Genomic DNA, 14,715 nt, shown 5'->3' on the forward strand with positions numbered 1-14,715 from the left:
TTCAGGCTCCTCCGGGGGCGGCATCGGACTGTGCGGCGGCAGCCGCTCCAGTGGAGCCGGTGCTTGCACCGCGGGTCGCGGCGGGCGAGCGGTCGAGGTAGGCCAGGGCCTGCTCGGTGCTGCCGTGCTGCGAGGGGTGGTAGGCGCGGCTCAGGTACTGGGGGATGGAGCGGGCTATCGCCCCGGTGGTCGGCAGCATGCCCTGCCGCCCGCCCCGTACGAAGTCCTTCAGGGCGGCCTTGCCGTTGCTCAGCGTGGGGTCGTTCGCCATGAAGAAGCGGGTGCCGCGCTGCCACAGGAACACCAGCGCGGTGAAGGCGGTCGCCCAGGTGCGCACCCGTCGCCGGTAGTCGCCGTCCAGGTGCAGGAAGAGGTCGAACGCCACCGACCGGTGCTCGACCTCCTCGGCGCCGTGCCAGCGCAGCAGGTCGAGCATGGTCGGATCGGCGCCCCTGTCGTCCAGGGCGCGGGCGTTGAGCACCCAGTCGCCCAGGAAGGCCGTGTAGTGCTCGATCGCGGCGATCATCGCCACCCGCTCCTTCAGCCACCAGACACGGGCCCGCCCCGGCGGCAGGGTCCGGTCGCCGAGCAGCTTCTCGAAGAGCCAGTCGACCTGCGCGGTGTACGGGGTGGGGTCCAGGCCCTGCTCCTTGAGGTGCGGCAGGACGTCGTCGTGCGCCTGGGAGTGCATGGCCTCCTGGCCGATGAAGCCGATGACGTCCGCGCGCAGTTCGGGGTCGCGGATGTACGGCAGCACCTGCTTGTAGACGTGGACGAACCAGCGCTCGCCGGCCGGCAGCAGCAGGTGCAGCACATTGATCGTGTGGGTGCTGGACGGATCGCCGGGTATCCAGTGCAAGGGGGTGTCCGCCCAGTCGAAGGCCACGTTCCGGGCCTTCAGCGGGGTGTGCTCGGACGCGACCGACCGGGGCCGCAACGAGGCCGTATTAGACATGGCGTCAATGTACTGACGGGTAAGGAATGTCGATACCCCCTGGACGCCGAAAAGACGGGAAAGCGCGCCCGCCGAGGCCGGCGAGCGGCCCCGCCGGCACACCGGACCCCACGGGGCGAGCGGCCCCGCCCACCGCTCACCGCAGCGCGCGCACCGTCCCGCCGCCCGCCAGCCCGCCCGTCAGATCGGCCCGGGCACCCGCCGACGCGGGGACCGCCAGCAGCCGGCCGGACGTCCGGCCCCGCACCCCGCCGCTCGCCGTGATCGAGGTGATCTGTTCGCTGCCCGCCGCCAACAGCCACCACCGACCGCCGGTGCTCCTCCACAGCACGCCCGACAGCACCCGCGGCATCCGCGGGCCACAGGCCGTACCGCCGTCGGCGCGGGCGGTCACCGAACCCGCCGAGTAGGGCTGCCCGTTCGGCGCCGGCGCCTGGAACTGGGCCATCGCCCGGCTGCCGGCCCCGCGCCAGGTCTCCGCCCGGGTGCACAGCCAGGCCGCGACGCCCGCGCCCCCGGGGAGCGGCTGCTGCGCGAACCGCCAGGTGTTCACCGTCCGCACGCCCTGCGAACGGACCCCGGGCAGCTGGCAGGCGGTCCGCGCCCACGCGACGCGGCCCTCCGGCCCGGACACCGCACCCGGCGCGTCCGGCGGGCCGTAGGTGAGCCGGGCGGGGGACAGCTCCCCGAGGTCGGTCAGCAGCTCACCGGCGTTCCGCCCGCCCGGCACCCCGTCGGGCCGCCCGTCCAACTGCCCGCCGACCCGGAGCGCGGGCCAGGCCGAGCACGTCCCGTCGGCGCGCGGCGCCGGGACCGGGGCGGTCAGCCCGTCGGCGCCGACCGCGACCGGCTGGCCCGCCGCGTCCGGCTTCAGCAGGTCCACCAGGTGCACCGACGTCACCCAAGGGGCCGTCAGGTAGCGGACGTTGCCCTGCGTGCGGCCCACCACCAGGGCGCCGGACGAGTCCGCCGCCGCGCCGTCCGCCCGGGCGAAGTCCAGGCCCGCCCCGGCGCCGTCGCCCCGCTGCCGGCCGTCGACGCCCTCGGCGTACCGCACCACCCGCAGCCCGTCGTGGAAGAGCACCACCACCGCGTGGTCCACCACGCCCGCGAAGAGCAGCTGCGGCGGGCCGGCCGCGGGGCCGGTGGGCGTGCCGGGCGTCGAGGTGATCGGCACCCGGGCGCCGGGCCGCGCCCACACCGCCAACGCCCGTCGGAGCAGCGCCTTGTCGGCGGTCCGGTCGCCGCGGGCCGGCCAGGCCGAGAAGTCCGGCCGGGCCGCGGACTTCCAGGCCGTCGCCGAGGAAACCGTCAGCCGGGCCGGATCCAGGGCCGCCTCGGCGGCGGCATTGCGGGCGTACGGCGGGGCCGCGGCGCCGTACGGCCCCCAGCCCTCGCCCGGCAGGCCCAGCAGCGCCCCGCACACCAGCACCGCCACCCCGGCCGCCAGTGCCGCCCGGCCGTTCTGGCGGCGCCGGATCAGGTCCGTCGGCCGGGCCTGCAAGGAGCACGCGTCGAACTCCACCGACTCCAGCAGCGCCCGGTCCCGGCTCCCGGCCGGCAGGACGGCCCCGTCCGCCTCGGCCAGCGCCTCCCGGGCGTCGGCGACCCCCGCCGCCTCCAGCACCCGCCGGGTCTCCTGGACCGTCAGCCGCTCCAGGTCGCGCAGCACGAACGCCGCCCGGGCCGGGCCGGAGAGCGCCGACAGGGCCTGGTCCAGGGCGAGTTCGTCGGCGCCGCCGGAGCGCGGGAACAGCCGCAGGCCCCAGACCTGGGGGAGCGGCGCCGGCGGCCGCCACCACCGCCGCCCGGCGGTCAGCGCAGCCCGCAGCACCCGCAGCCGCATCAGCGCGTAACCGGGATCGACGGCAGGGTCCCCGCCGCGCTGCGCGGGCAGCGCGAGCCCCGGACCGGGCCGCCGGGGCAGCGCCCGCTGCACCACGGCGTGCGCGGCCAGCACCCGCCGCCCGCGGGTGGGGGCCGGCGGCAGCACCAGATAGGCCAGCCGGGCCAGCCGGGGGTAGTGCTCGACCAGGGCCGCCTCGGCCTGCTCGACGTCGATGGGCTCGTCCTCGTCGGCATGCCCGACGGAGGCGCGGTCCGGGCGCGGGGTCACCGCATGCTGCTGCTCCACATTCCGTGGAACGAGTGAATCCTGTGATGGTCACCGACCGCCGGCCCCCCTCGGACGGGTGACCGCGCCCCGCGCGAGGGGGACCGGCGGGCGCCGGCGGACCTCAGGCCGGGTGGTGCCGGTCCAGGTCGAACTCCCCGTCCCGGGCGCCCAGGACGAACGCCCGCCACTCCGCCTCGGTGTAGCGCAGGACCACGTCCGGTTCGGTGGAGTTGCGCATCGCCACCGCGCCGCGCTCCAGGAAGGCGATCTCCACCGCCTCCGCGTCGGGGTCGCCGGGCGGGCGCTGCCAGACGGCGGCGGAGATGTCGAGGCTGTAGAGCCATTCCTTGTCGGCTGCGGTGCCCATGTGCTGCTCCCCTTACTCGCGTGAGCTGTGCCGGTCAGCGTACGCGGCGCCCGGAGGAGCTTTCCAGCGGCGGTACCCGGGCCTGCCGCGGTGCCCGGCACGGGAGTTGGCGGCGCGCGACGGGCACCGCCGGGGCGGGCTCCCCACCCGCCCCTCCCGGTGATTGGCCGAAAAACGCCGCGTCGGTGGTGCCCGTTCGCGGGATGCCATCGATGAGGGCGACGACGCGGGAACCGGCGCGTGACGAGGCATTTTCCCCTTCACCCGCGGCGTCGCCCCGCACACCGCGGCGACCAGTGTTCTGCGGACCCTTACCCGTACGCTCCCTGCGCTTCACGCGGGCGGCCGGCGGGCGCGGGAACAGTCTGCCGCGTAGGAGAACACCAGGTCATTGGGGCGCGCACCCCACCGGGGGTGTCCCCAGCACCACCTACGGAGGCTCTGATGAGCACGGCACCCACCACGACCCACGGCTCGGCCGCCCCGGACACCCCCGCCCCCGAGTACACCGCCCTGATCGCCGACACCCCCGACCTGGTCCGGGCCGCCCAGCGCCTGCGCCACCAGGTCTTCGGCGACGAGCTGGGCGCCGCCCTCGACAGCCCGCTCCCCGGCCACGACATCGACGCGGTCGACGCCCTCGCCGACCACCTCGTCGTCACCCACACCCCCACCGGCGCCGTCGTCGGCACCTACCGGCTGCTGCCCCCGGGGCGCAGCCAACGCCTCTACTCCGACGGCGAGTTCGACCTCACCGCTCTGGACCCGGTGCGCCCCGCCCTCATCGAGGCCGGCCGCTCCTGCGTCCACCCCGACCACCGCAACGGTGCCGTCATCAACCAGATGTGGGCCGCCCTGGCCCGCTACACCCTGCTCTCCGGCCACCGCTACCTCGCCGGCTGCGCCTCCGTACCGCTCGCCGACGGGGGCACCGCCGCCGCCCACGCCTGGGCGCTGGCCCGCACCCGGCACGCCGCGCCGCCGGCGTACCTGGTCACCCCGCACCGCCCCTGGGAGCCCACCGCCCCGCTGCCCGAACGCCCCGCCCTCGCCCAACTGCCCCCGCTGCTGCGCGGCTACCTCCGGATCGGCGCGTGGATCTGCGGCGCCCCCGCCCACGACCCGGACTTCGGGGTCGCCGACTTCTTCACCGTCCTGGACATCGAGCAGCTCGGCGACCGCTACCGCCGCTTCTTCCTGGGGGAGCGGTGAACGGCCCCTGGGACGTCCGCGCGGTGTGCACCCCGCGCTGCGCCGCGCACACCACCGAGCCCCTCCCGCTCCCCGGCACCGCCCGCCGCGCCACCGCGTTCGCCGGCGCGGTGGGCCGCGCCCTGACGGCCGGTCCACGGCTGGCGGACCCCGTTCGGCTCCGGGCGTACGCGCGGGCGCAGCTGGCGGCGCTCTCGGTCGGACTGGAGGTCCGCGGCGCGGCGACCGGGGCGGACCCGCTGACCGTGCCCGGTGCGGCCGGCGCCCCGGGCACCCTGATCGCCCTCAACCACATCTCGTGGCTCGACATCGTCGCGCTGCTCGCGGTCGAACCCGCGACCCTGCTCGCCAAGCGCGAGGTCGGCCACTGGCCGCTGGTCGGCGGCCTGGCCCGCCGCGCCGGCACCCACTTCATCGACCGCACCAGCCCCCGCCGACTCCCGCAGACCGTGCGGGAGTTGTCGGCGCTGCTGGCCGCCGGCCGCTCGGTGGCAGTCTTCCCCCAGGCCACCACCTGGTGCACCGCCGACCAGGGCGCCTTCCGCCGGGCCACCTTCCAGGCCGCCCTGGACGCCGGCGCCCCGGTGCGCCCGGTGACCGTCGACTACGCCCAACAGGGGTGTCCCACCACGGTGGCCGCCTTCTGCGGGGACGACACCTTCGCCGCCTCGCTGCGCCGGGTGATCACCGCCCGCGGGCTGACCGTACGGGTCACCGTGCACCCGGCGCTGCCCACGGCGGGCCGGGGCCTGGACCGCCGGGCGCTGGCCGGCGCCGTCGAGCGGGTGGTGCTCGGCGGCGGCCGGACAGCCGGGGGCGGGGGTGCCGGCGGCGTCCGGCCGGCAGACCGGGCCGGTCACCCGGCCGGCCGGCCCGGTCAGGCGCTCGGCACGTACTTGTAGCCGACCCGCCGGACGGTCACGATCGACCCGCGGTGCTCGGCGCCCAACTTCCGGCGCAGCCGGGCGACGTGTACATCGACGGTGCGGCCGTCGCCGACGTGCCCGTAGCCCCAGACCGTGGTCACCAACTGGTCGCGGGTGTGCACCCGGTGCGGATGCGCGACCAGATGGGCCAGCAGCTCGAATTCGAGGTAGGTCAGGTCCAGTTGCCGTTCGCGGACGTGGGCGGTCCGCTGCTCGGGGTCGATCCGGACGATCTCGTCGCCGGTCCGGGCCGCCGGGGCGGGCCCGGCGGGCGGCTGCGGCGCGACGGGGGCCTGCTCGGCCGGGACCAGCACGAGATAGCCGACCATCGGCGGCTGACCGGGCAGGGCGGGCAGGCTGTGCTGCGGCGCCGGGAGCCAGGTCGCCCCCGAGGCCAGCAGCTCGGCGACGTGCTGCGCACTGTGGCGCGCGGCGACCGTGCCGGGGGCGGTGCCGGGCTGGGGGTATCTCCCGGCAGAGGCCGGGGAGGGCAGGGCCTCGTCGGGCGCCACGGCGCGCAGCCGATGGCGGGGGTGGGGCGGCGGGGGAACGGTGGCCGTGGCGGAACCGGCAGGCACGGTACGGAGATTGGTCATCGAACGTCAGCTCTTTCGCGCAGGGGATCGTCGGGGGACGTCATGCGCGCGGGCAGGGCTGGGGACACCGGTCAGCGGTGTCGGAGAGGGAGGTGCGGGCCCGCGCTCAGTGCGCGCGGCAACACAGACGGTCGAAGGCGTGCGCCTGCCGGGACGGCCAGAACGGCTCAAGGTCGCTGCGACCCGTCGCGATGTCTGTAAGGCTGGCCATGGGGCTATTGAACCAGACGGTCACTGATCTGTCTTTCACACCCCGGCCCGTGGTGACGCGATCCCGCCGGAACCCCGCCCCGCCGGCCGCCGCGCAGGTGCCGGGCGTGCCCCGACTGCCCTCCCGCGCACCGGAGTTGCGGACGGGACCGGTCCGGTGACGTCCCGCCCGGTGGCCGGAATTCGCCCCCGCACGGGGATCCCCGCGGCTCCCATGGCCACCCCGAGCGCCAGCGCCGTCAGATGCCCGACGTCGGTGAACGTCCGGCCGCGGCGGACCACCGGCACCGCGCCCAGCGCCAGCAGCCCGCCGGTCGCCGCCGCCCGCGCCCCACGGTGCGGCACCGAGGCGGCCAGCGCGCCGAGGGTGGCGTAGAAGCCGTAGCTCGCCCCGACGTCCACGGCGTGCGCGGTGCCGGCCCCGCCGGCCGCCTCCGGCGCCGGCCGCGCGGCTGCCCGCCGTGCCCACCGGCGCCCGCGCAGGCCGGCGTAGACCAGCAGGCTCGCGCCGACGTGCCCGGCCGCGAACACCGCCGCCGCGCGCCCGGCGCCCCACCGCGCCTCGGCCGTCCCGAGCGCCGCCAGCAGCGCCACCCCGTACGCCGCCGGCAGCGGCTCCTCCACGAAGGCCGCGCTGGTGGCCAGCGTGCCCCACCGGCCGGCGCGCAGATTGGCGACGTTGGTGGAGTGCGCCCGCAGCAGCTCCGCACGCCGTGGCACCGGCAGCCGGGCGGTGGCATACGCCCCGCACTGCAGCGCCCCCACGTACAACGGCGCCATCCACGGCAGTCCCCCGCTCCACGTTCCGCTCCGCACCCCGCGCCCCCTCCGCTCCCGGTCCTGCCGCCCCCCCCGCCCCGTCGGGGAGCGCACGCACGGGTCCAGCGTGCCATCCGTCACCGACGACCGGTCCCGGGCGCCCGGCCCGCGCCCGCCCGCCGGGGTGCCGCCCGGACATACGGAAGGGGCCGGACCCGCCGGTCCGGCCCCGCTCCACCCCCCGCTCCGGCGGGCGGTCGGTCACGCCTGGGCGCGCCGCTCCAACTCCGTGCAGCAGGTGTCCACGATCAGCCGGGTCACCACGTAGGGGTCCACGTTGGCGTTCGGCCGCCGGTCCTCGATGTAGCCCTTCTTCTCGACCTCGACCTGCCACGGGATGCGCACCGAGGCACCGCGGTCCGAGGCGCCGTAGGAGTACGCGTCCCAGGGCGCGGTCTCGTGGGCGCCGGTCAGCCGCTCCTCGATGCCGGTGCCGTACTGGCGGACGTGCTCCAGCGGCTTGTCGCCCTCGCCCAGCGCCTCGCAGGCGGTGATGATCGGGTCGTAGCCCTCGCGCATCGCGCGGGTGGAGAAGTTGGTGTGCGCGCCCGCGCCGTTCCAGTCGCCCTTGGCCGGCTTGGCGTCCAGGGAGGCGGTGACGCCGTACTCCTCGGCCGTGCGGTGCAGCAGCCAGCGTGCCACCCACAGGTGGTCGGAGACCTCCAGCGGGGCCAGCGCGCCCACCTGGAACTCCCACTGGCCCGGCATCACCTCGGCGTTGATGCCGGACAGCCCGAGGCCGGCCGCCAGGCAGCGGTCGAGGTGCTGCTCGACGATCTCCCGGCCGAAGATCGCGTCGGCGCCCACACCGCAGTAGTAGTCGCCCTGCGGAGCCGGGTAGCCGCCGCCCTCGGGGAAGCCCAGCGGGCGGTCGCCCTTGAGGAAGGTGTACTCCTGCTCGATGCCGAAGATCGGCTCCTGGCCGGCGAACTGCTCGGCCACCGGGCGCAGCAGGGCCCGGGTGTTGGAGGAGTGCGGGGTCAGGTCGGTGTTGAGCACCTCGCACAGCACCAGCAGGTGGTCGCCGCCGCGGATCGGGTCCGGGCAGCTGAAGACCGGGTCGAGCACGAGGTCGGAGGAGTGGCCTTCGGCCTGGTTGGTGCTGGACCCGTCGAAGCCCCACCGCGGCAGCGAACCGCTGTCCGTCAGGATCTTGGTCTTGGAGCGGAGCTTGGCGGTCGGCTGGGTGCCGTCGATCCAGATGTACTCGGCCTTGATGGTCACGGGGTCCTCTTATGCGGGTCGGTGCGGGTACGCGTGCGGGGCGTACCGGAGCACTCTCGCAACAGGCCGTTTCCCGTCCGTTGCCCGCATGTGAACCGCAGGTTACCCAGTCGGACATCCTCTGATTCTGCGGCTATTCGCCACAAAACGCCTGGCATTCCATGCCCGCGGTGCTCGGTCATGCTCCCGCAGCCACCCCAGAACCTCAAGTGCCGTATCCGGCCGGACAGTTCGGCGGCGTCGTCGCCCGTGGTGGCCGCGCCACCCCCCCCGCGGCCGTATCGGTTTTCCGCCACCCCTCATAACCCCAAGTGCATATCCACATGGCGCATTTGGTCGTGGAAGGCATGACCGACCCCGCCTAACGTCACAACCGACCGCCACCCCGCGTGCCGCCTTCCCGAAGGAGCCCACCATGACCGCCGCGCCCACCGACGCCCCGCCCTTCACCAGTTACGTCGACACCCTCCTCACCGTCCTCGCCCGCGACCCCGACCGTCCCGTCGTCACCACGGCCGACGGCCAGGACGTCACGGCCGGCACCCTGCACGCCACCGTCCACCGCATGGCCGCCGTCCTACGCACCCACGGCGTCGATCGCGGCCGAACCGTCTCCGTCCTCAGCCGCAACCGCCCCGAGGCGCTCGCCGCCCGTTACGCCGCCAACCTCCTCGGCGCGCGGGTGGTCCTGCTCTACGAGGGGATGGCCGCCGAAACCCTGTCCCGGATGGTCGAGAGCGCGGAGACCGTCCTCCTCCTGGTCGACCGCGACCTGCACGACACCGCGCGCGCCCTCCTGGACGGCTGCACCGGCTCCCGACCCGAGGCCATGGCCTTCGGCCCGCCTCCCGGGGACGCGGCCCCGCTCGGCCCCGACCTGCTCGCCGCCGGTGCCGCCCTCCCCGCCACCCCGACCGTCCCCGGCGCGGTCCGCCCCGAGGACGACTGGTGCATCCGGCACACCGGCGGAACGACCGGCATCCCCAAGGGGGTGCGGATGACGCACGGCCCGTTCGCCGGGATGCTCGCCCAGCTCACCGGCGGCGCCGGCGGCGAGCCGCCCCGTCTCCTGGCCTGCACCTCGCTGGCCCACATGGCGGGCATCATGGCCGACGTCACCCTCGTGGCCGGCGGCAGCGTCGTCCTCCACCGGGACTTCGACCCCACCGCCGTCCTGGCCACCATCGCCCGCGAACGCATCACCCAGCTCTGGCTGCTGCCGCCGCTCCTCTACCGCCTGCTGGACGACCCCACCCTCCCCGCCACCGACCTCGGTTCCCTCACCCGCATCGTCTACGGGGGGTGCACCGCCTCCGCGCCCCGGATGCGCCGGGCGGCCGAGGTCTTCGGGCCGGTCCTCTACGGGTGCTACGGCCAGTCCGAGGCGATGGCGATCACCGAGGCGGGCCCCGCCGACCACGCCGACATCCGCATCGACGCCCCGATGACCGTCGGCCGCCCGATGCCCGGTGTGACCCTCGCCATCCGCGACGCCGAGGGCCGCGACCTGCCGCCGGGGGAGCCGGGCGAGGTCCACGTCCACTCCGCCGGCGCGATGCGCGGCTACTGGAAGCGCCCCGACCTCACCGCCCAGGTCCTCCGCGACGGCTGGGTGCACACCGGTGACGTCGGCTACCTGGACACCGACGGCCGCCTCTACCTCGTCGACCGCCTCAAGGACGTGATCATCGTCGTCGGCGGCCACGTCCACCCCTCCGAGCTCGAAGACCTCCTCCACACCCACCCCGCCGTCGCCCACGCCGCCGCCTACGGCGTCCGCACCCCCGACGAAACCGAGGAGGTGCACCTCGCCGTCGTCCCCGCCCCCGGCCACGCCGCCGACGAGGTCTCCCTCACCGCCCTGCGCACCTTCATCACCGCCCACAAGGGCGCCCTCTACGCCCCCGCCGCGGTCCACCTCCTCGACACCATCCCGCTCACCCCCGTCGGCAAGCCCGACAAGAAGCTCCTTCGCGCCCGCCCCGTTCCCACCCCCTGAACCGGGCGTCGGACCACCCCCTCCGGCCGCGCCCCGAACCCCCCGCCCGCACACCGGCAAATCCCCCCTGGCCAGGGGCTTTTGTCAGTGCCCGGCAGTAAAATGGGAACCAGTAAGTGAGGGTTCACCAAAGCTCCAGGAGGTCCGCCGGATGGCTGCTGCCACGCTCATGACGAAACCCCTCCCGGCCCACCCGCTGCCCAAGAAACCGCTCCCCGCCGGATGGCCCCGCGAGCGGTACGAATCCCACAACCGCCGCCTGAAGGCCATGCGCCTGGCCATAGCCCTGCTCGACACCGGCGTCTACCGCCCCGAGCACGCCACCAACACCAAGATCCGCACCACCGCCCTCGCCATCGGCGTCCACCGCCCCTCCGACACCACCTGCCGCCTGGTCCGCGCCCTGATCTACGACAACTGCTGACCCCGCCCACCCGGTTGCCCGACGGCCGGCCCGGAACGCCACGCGCCCCGGGCCGGCGCACGTCGGTCCCGGCCCCGCGGCCGCCCCCGGGCGGCGGCGAGGGGGCAGCGGGGCGGTCTCCACCCGTGCAGCGATGCGGAGTTCGAGACTCCGCGGTAGGAAGGATGCGGAGGAAGCGCGGAATCCGGTGCCGTGGCCCGTGCCGTGGACTACCTTTCCCCCGTGGATCAGCTGATTTCCTCAGACCCGACGCACATAGGTCCGTACCGACTGATCGCCCGTCTGGGCGCCGGCGGCATGGGCCTGGTCTATCTGGGCCGTTCCGAGGTCGGGCGGACCGTCGCGGTGAAGGTCGTCCAGGCCGAGCACGCACAACACCCGGAGTTCCGCCGCCGCTTCGCCCGCGAGGTGGCGGCCGCCCGGAAGGTGGGCGGCTCCTGGACGGCGGCCGTGCTCGACGCCGACACCGAGGCCGCGGTCCCCTGGGTGGCGACCCAGTACATCCCCGGACCCGACCTGACCACCGTGGTGGCGCGCGACTTCGGACCGCTGCCCGAGCACTCCGTGCGGGTGCTGGCCAACCGCCTCGCCCTCGCCCTGGAGGCGGTGCACGGGGCGGGCCTGATCCACCGGGACCTCAAACCGTCCAACGTCCTGGTGACGGTGGACGGGCCGCGCGTGATCGACTTCGGTATCGCGCGGGCCATGGACAGCCTCGCCGGGGACAGCCTGCACACCCGCACCGGCATGCTGATCGGTTCCCCCGGCTTCATGTCGCCCGAGCAGGTGCGCGGCCTCGAACTCACCCCCGCCAGCGATGTGTTCTGCCTGGGCGCCGCCCTCGTCTACGCCGCCACCGGCCGCCTGCTCTTCGGCGCCACGGAGACCGGGCTGAACGCCCACCTCTTCCGGATCGCCGAGGAGGAGCCGGACCTGACCGGCGTCCCCGAGTCGCTGCTCGATCTCGTCCGCACGTGCCTCGACAAGGACCCGGCCGCGCGGCCCACCCTCCAGCAGGTCGCGGCCCGCACGGCGGCGGACGCGGACACCGACCAGGGCGCGGGCCCGGACGGGGAATGGCTGCCGGGCACGGTATTGGCCCAACTCGGCCGGCATGCAGCGCAGTTGCTGGACTTCGCCCCCGAGTCGGCCGCCGCCCCCGCCGCCGCACCGGTGCCCCCACCGCCCGTGTACGCACCCACGGCCCCGGCGCACGCCGTCCCCCCGCAGGGTTTCGGACCACCCCCGGGCATGGCCCCCCAGGCGTGGCCCGTGCCGCCCTCCCCGCCCCCCGCCCAGGACCCGCCGCCACCGCACCGCATGCGCTGGTGGGGTCTGGTGGTGGTCGGCCTCGTACAGCTCTTCGTGCTGCTCGACGCGACGTCCCTGCGGATGGCGGCGCCGACGATCATGGCCGATCTGCACCTCCGCGCCGACGACCTGGACGGGCTGTTCGCCGGCTATGGCCTCGCCTTCGGCGGGCTGCTGCTGCTCGGCGGGCACCTCGCCGACCTGGTGGGCCGCAAACGGATGCTGATCATCGGCCTGGCCGGCTTCGCGGTGGCCGGCGTCGTCGGCGGCCTGGCCTTCACCTCCGGCATGCTGCTCTCGGCCCGCGCCCTGCAGGGCGTCTTCGCCGCGCTGCTGTCGCCGGCCGCACTGGCCCTGGTGGCCGCCAACTTCCCCGAGCCGAAGGCCCGCGGCAGGGCCTTCGGGATCTACGCCGCGATCGCCGTCGGCGGCTCGACGGCGAGCCTGCTCGTCGGCGGCTGGCTGGTGGAATTCCTGAGCTGGCGCTGGTGCCTGTTCATCGACGTCCCGCTCGCCCTGATCGCCGTGCTCGGTGTGGCCACCGTGGTCCACGACCGCCCCCTCCGCACCGGCCCCCGCTTCGACGCGCCGGGCCTGCTGCTCGGCTCCGGCGGGATCGCCGCCCTCGTCTACGGCTTCCAGCAGACCGGCTCGCGCGGCTGGGCCGACCTGCTGGTGCTGGCGCTGTTCGCGCTCGGCGTCGCCCTGCTGAGCGTCTTCTTCTGGTGGCAGACCAGGGCGGGCACCCCGCTCCTGCCGCCGTACGCCCTCAGGGACGGCGACCGCGTCGGCTCCTTTGTCACCTTGTTCCTGACCGGCGCCGGCACGCTCACCCTCCTCCCGACCCTGACGGCGTACCTGGAGAACGTCCGCGGCTACTCCCCGATGGGCACCGCCCTGGCGATCCTGCCCACGGCCGTCGCGGTCGTCATCGGCGCCACCCAGGTCTCCGCCCGCCTGCTGCACCGCATCGCGCCGCGCACCCTGATCGTGCCGGGCCTGCTGCTCACCGCGCTCGGCCTGGCGCTGCTGACCTTCCTCACGCCCGACAGCCAGTACGCCGCCCTGGTCCTGCCCGGCATGGTCCTCGCCGGCCTGGGCCTCGGCACGGCCCTGACGCCGCTCCTCTCCCTCGCCACGGCCGGCCTCGCCGCGCCGGACGCGGGCGGGGGCGCGGCAGTGGCCGGCGCGGCCAACCAGGTGGGCGGGGTGCTCGGCGCGGCGCTGTTCGGCAGCGTGCTGTCCTCGGCCATCGCCGCCCGCATGGAACGGGTGCCCGGCCTCGGGCCGAACTTCGCCGAAGCGGCCCGGAGCGGCCGGCTCCTCAACCCGCGAGGGGTTCCGCCGCAGCTGGCGGAGTACCTCACCGATGCAACGCTGGGCGGCTACGCCACCACCCTGTGGTGGTCGATCGGCATCACCCTGCTCGCCGGCCTGGCCGCCGCCCTCCTGATCAGGTCCGCCGCCCCCGCGTTCCCCGGATTCCCCGCACCGCCCCTCCCCGCCTACGACCAGCGGGCCACCCCCTGACCCCACGAGAACGGCCGCCGGCGGCGCCTGCCCGTAAAGGAAAGGACGCCGCCGGCCGATCATGTGCAATCCGGGCGGAAAACACGAGCCACCGGATCGTCGCTTGCGGCACCCTGGAGCCATGAGCCGCTGGAAGCTGCAGGGGCGACCGGTACCTCGATCTCGCCGGCCTCACCCTCGAACAGCTCCGCGAGCGCCGGCCCTTCGCCGCCCGACGCCGAAGCCCGACGCATGGGCCGCACCCCCAAGGCCGCCCGCGATCGGCGCGAGAAACTGCGCGCCGTCCAAGACGAACTCCACCGGCCCGACACCGAAACGCGTCACCACAGCACCCGCACCCCACGGCGCCCGCCGACACGCCCCCGAGCCCGCGACGCAACCACAACAACCCCAGCCGTCAGCCCAGTTGCTCCAGCCCCTCCACCGCCATCCAGGATGGTCGCTCAGGCGGCCCGGAGTCGTTCGAGGAACTCGGGTACGCCGTCGACCTGCTGGTAGGGCTTGAAAGCGGGGGCGAGTTCGCGGACCAGGGTGACGCAGCGGTCGGCGCCGATACGGGTGGCGAGGTCGAGCGACTCGTTGCTGACGGCGAGGGCTTGTTCGACCTCGCGAGCCTGGAGCAGGCTTTGGGCCTCGTAAGTGCGGAAGACCCCGCGCGTCTTGTCCCGAGCCCGTGGAAGCAGGGTCAGGCCCTCGTCGATGCGGGCGCGGGCCTCTTCGGTACGGCCGAGGTCGAGGAGACACTGGCCGGAGTCCACGGCCAGATCCGCAGTGCTCATCCATCGGCACCAGCCGGGCGCGGGGTCGGCCGCGTCGGTCAGTCGATCTGGCTCGGCCATCCCGGGTCCGCCGTGGAACCCTTGAGCCAAGCTTGCCGGCCGCATAGTGCTGACCCTGGTCGAAGCGGTACCAGCCACAGGTGCTGGAGAGGGAGGCCGCCAGGCGGTGTAGGCGCCGGCCGGTGGCCTCGCTGTACCGGGCGCCTTCGAGAAGGTCGGTCACAGTCGTGAGGTGGGCGTCCATCAG

The 14,715-nt window shown here is 75.0% G+C and carries 12 protein-coding genes; 5 read left to right on the forward strand and 7 right to left on the reverse strand.

The annotated features are described in order from the left end of the window. Position 1: 1 nt before the first annotated feature. The 3 genes from MOV08_RS29300 to MOV08_RS29310 all read right to left on the reverse strand — a co-directional run bounded on the left by MOV08_RS29300 (position 2) and on the right by MOV08_RS29310 (position 3,438). Positions 2-955 (reverse strand): metal-dependent hydrolase, encoded by a 954-nt coding sequence (locus MOV08_RS29300; RefSeq protein WP_275309503.1) that lies wholly within the window; start codon positions 953-955, stop codon positions 2-4. A 136-nt stretch (positions 956-1,091) separates the two neighbouring features. After that, positions 1,092-3,089 carry an RNA polymerase sigma factor gene (locus MOV08_RS29305; protein ID WP_275309504.1) on the reverse strand — a complete coding sequence of 666 codons (1,998 nt, stop codon included), beginning with the start codon at positions 3,087-3,089 and terminating at the stop codon, positions 1,092-1,094. A gap of 103 nt (positions 3,090-3,192) precedes the next feature. Continuing rightward, positions 3,193-3,438, reverse strand: a complete 246-nt coding sequence (locus MOV08_RS29310; protein WP_039637173.1) for a DUF397 domain-containing protein — start codon at positions 3,436-3,438, stop codon at positions 3,193-3,195. 444 nt (positions 3,439-3,882) lie between these two features. Between MOV08_RS29310 and MOV08_RS29315 the strand changes: the two genes are divergently transcribed. Together MOV08_RS29315 and MOV08_RS29320 are read left to right on the forward strand one after the other, a co-directional pair. Continuing rightward, the gene (locus MOV08_RS29315; RefSeq protein WP_275309505.1) at positions 3,883-4,650 is read left to right on the forward strand and encodes a GNAT family N-acetyltransferase; all 768 of its coding nucleotides are present in this window, start codon (positions 3,883-3,885) and stop codon (positions 4,648-4,650) included. After that, entirely contained in the window at positions 4,647-5,552 is a 906-nt protein-coding gene (locus MOV08_RS29320; RefSeq protein ID WP_275309506.1) for a lysophospholipid acyltransferase family protein, read from the forward strand. Before MOV08_RS29315 ends, MOV08_RS29320 begins: the two co-directional genes overlap by 4 nt. On the opposite strand, the gene MOV08_RS29325 is transcribed toward MOV08_RS29320, so the two are convergent. From MOV08_RS29325 to glnII, 3 genes are all read right to left on the reverse strand, one after another. After that, positions 5,528-6,172, reverse strand: coding sequence for a winged helix-turn-helix domain-containing protein (locus MOV08_RS29325; RefSeq protein ID WP_275309507.1), 645 nt, complete (start codon positions 6,170-6,172; stop codon positions 5,528-5,530). The two genes, MOV08_RS29320 and MOV08_RS29325, sit on opposite strands and share 25 nt — an antisense overlap. Before the next feature lie 246 nt (positions 6,173-6,418). Then, positions 6,419-7,162 carry a rhomboid-like protein gene (locus MOV08_RS29330; RefSeq protein ID WP_275309508.1) on the reverse strand — a complete coding sequence of 248 codons (744 nt, stop codon included), beginning with the start codon at positions 7,160-7,162 and terminating at the stop codon, positions 6,419-6,421. A gap of 240 nt (positions 7,163-7,402) precedes the next feature. Continuing rightward, a complete protein-coding gene (gene glnII / locus MOV08_RS29335) occupies positions 7,403-8,425 on the reverse strand; it encodes a glutamine synthetase (protein WP_039637179.1) in 1,023 nt (340 codons plus the stop codon). Positions 8,426-8,840: 415 nt separating this feature from the next. Between glnII and MOV08_RS29340 the strand changes: the two genes are divergently transcribed. From MOV08_RS29340 to MOV08_RS29350, 3 genes are all read left to right on the forward strand, one after another. Beyond that, positions 8,841-10,424, forward strand: coding sequence for an AMP-binding protein (locus tag MOV08_RS29340; protein WP_275309509.1), 1,584 nt, complete (start codon positions 8,841-8,843; stop codon positions 10,422-10,424). A 151-nt stretch (positions 10,425-10,575) separates the two neighbouring features. Beyond that, a complete protein-coding gene (locus MOV08_RS29345) occupies positions 10,576-10,848 on the forward strand; it encodes a hypothetical protein (protein WP_039637183.1) in 273 nt (90 codons plus the stop codon). A gap of 222 nt (positions 10,849-11,070) precedes the next feature. Next, positions 11,071-13,689 (forward strand): MFS transporter, encoded by a 2,619-nt coding sequence (locus MOV08_RS29350; protein WP_275309510.1) that lies wholly within the window; start codon positions 11,071-11,073, stop codon positions 13,687-13,689. Positions 13,690-14,132: 443 nt separating this feature from the next. On the opposite strand, the gene MOV08_RS29355 is transcribed toward MOV08_RS29350, so the two are convergent. Continuing rightward, positions 14,133-14,468 (reverse strand): NsdA family TPR-like regulatory protein, encoded by a 336-nt coding sequence (locus MOV08_RS29355; RefSeq protein ID WP_275309511.1) that lies wholly within the window; start codon positions 14,466-14,468, stop codon positions 14,133-14,135. Between the last annotated feature and the right edge of the window lie 247 nt (positions 14,469-14,715).

Origin of the sequence: Streptomyces yunnanensis (assembly GCF_029011865.1) — a bacterium.
Taxonomy (GTDB): Bacteria; Actinomycetota; Actinomycetes; order Streptomycetales; family Streptomycetaceae; genus Streptomyces; species Streptomyces yunnanensis.

Bases quoted from the DNA above. Each gene is read 5' to 3' on its own strand.
- MOV08_RS29340 (WP_275309509.1), top strand. From the start codon at position 8,841: ATGACCGCCGCGCCCACCGACGCCCCGCCCTTCACCAGTTACGTCGAC.
- MOV08_RS29310 (WP_039637173.1), bottom strand. From the start codon at position 3,438: ATGGGCACCGCAGCCGACAAGGAATGGCTCTACAGCCTCGACATCTCC.
- MOV08_RS29355 (WP_275309511.1), bottom strand. From the start codon at position 14,468: ATGAGCACTGCGGATCTGGCCGTGGACTCCGGCCAGTGTCTCCTCGAC.
- MOV08_RS29315 (WP_275309505.1), top strand. From the start codon at position 3,883: ATGAGCACGGCACCCACCACGACCCACGGCTCGGCCGCCCCGGACACC.
- MOV08_RS29300 (WP_275309503.1), bottom strand. From the start codon at position 955: ATGTCTAATACGGCCTCGTTGCGGCCCCGGTCGGTCGCGTCCGAGCAC.
- MOV08_RS29345 (WP_039637183.1), top strand. From the start codon at position 10,576: ATGGCTGCTGCCACGCTCATGACGAAACCCCTCCCGGCCCACCCGCTG.
- MOV08_RS29330 (WP_275309508.1), bottom strand. From the start codon at position 7,162: ATGGCGCCGTTGTACGTGGGGGCGCTGCAGTGCGGGGCGTATGCCACC.
- MOV08_RS29325 (WP_275309507.1), bottom strand. From the start codon at position 6,172: ATGACCAATCTCCGTACCGTGCCTGCCGGTTCCGCCACGGCCACCGTT.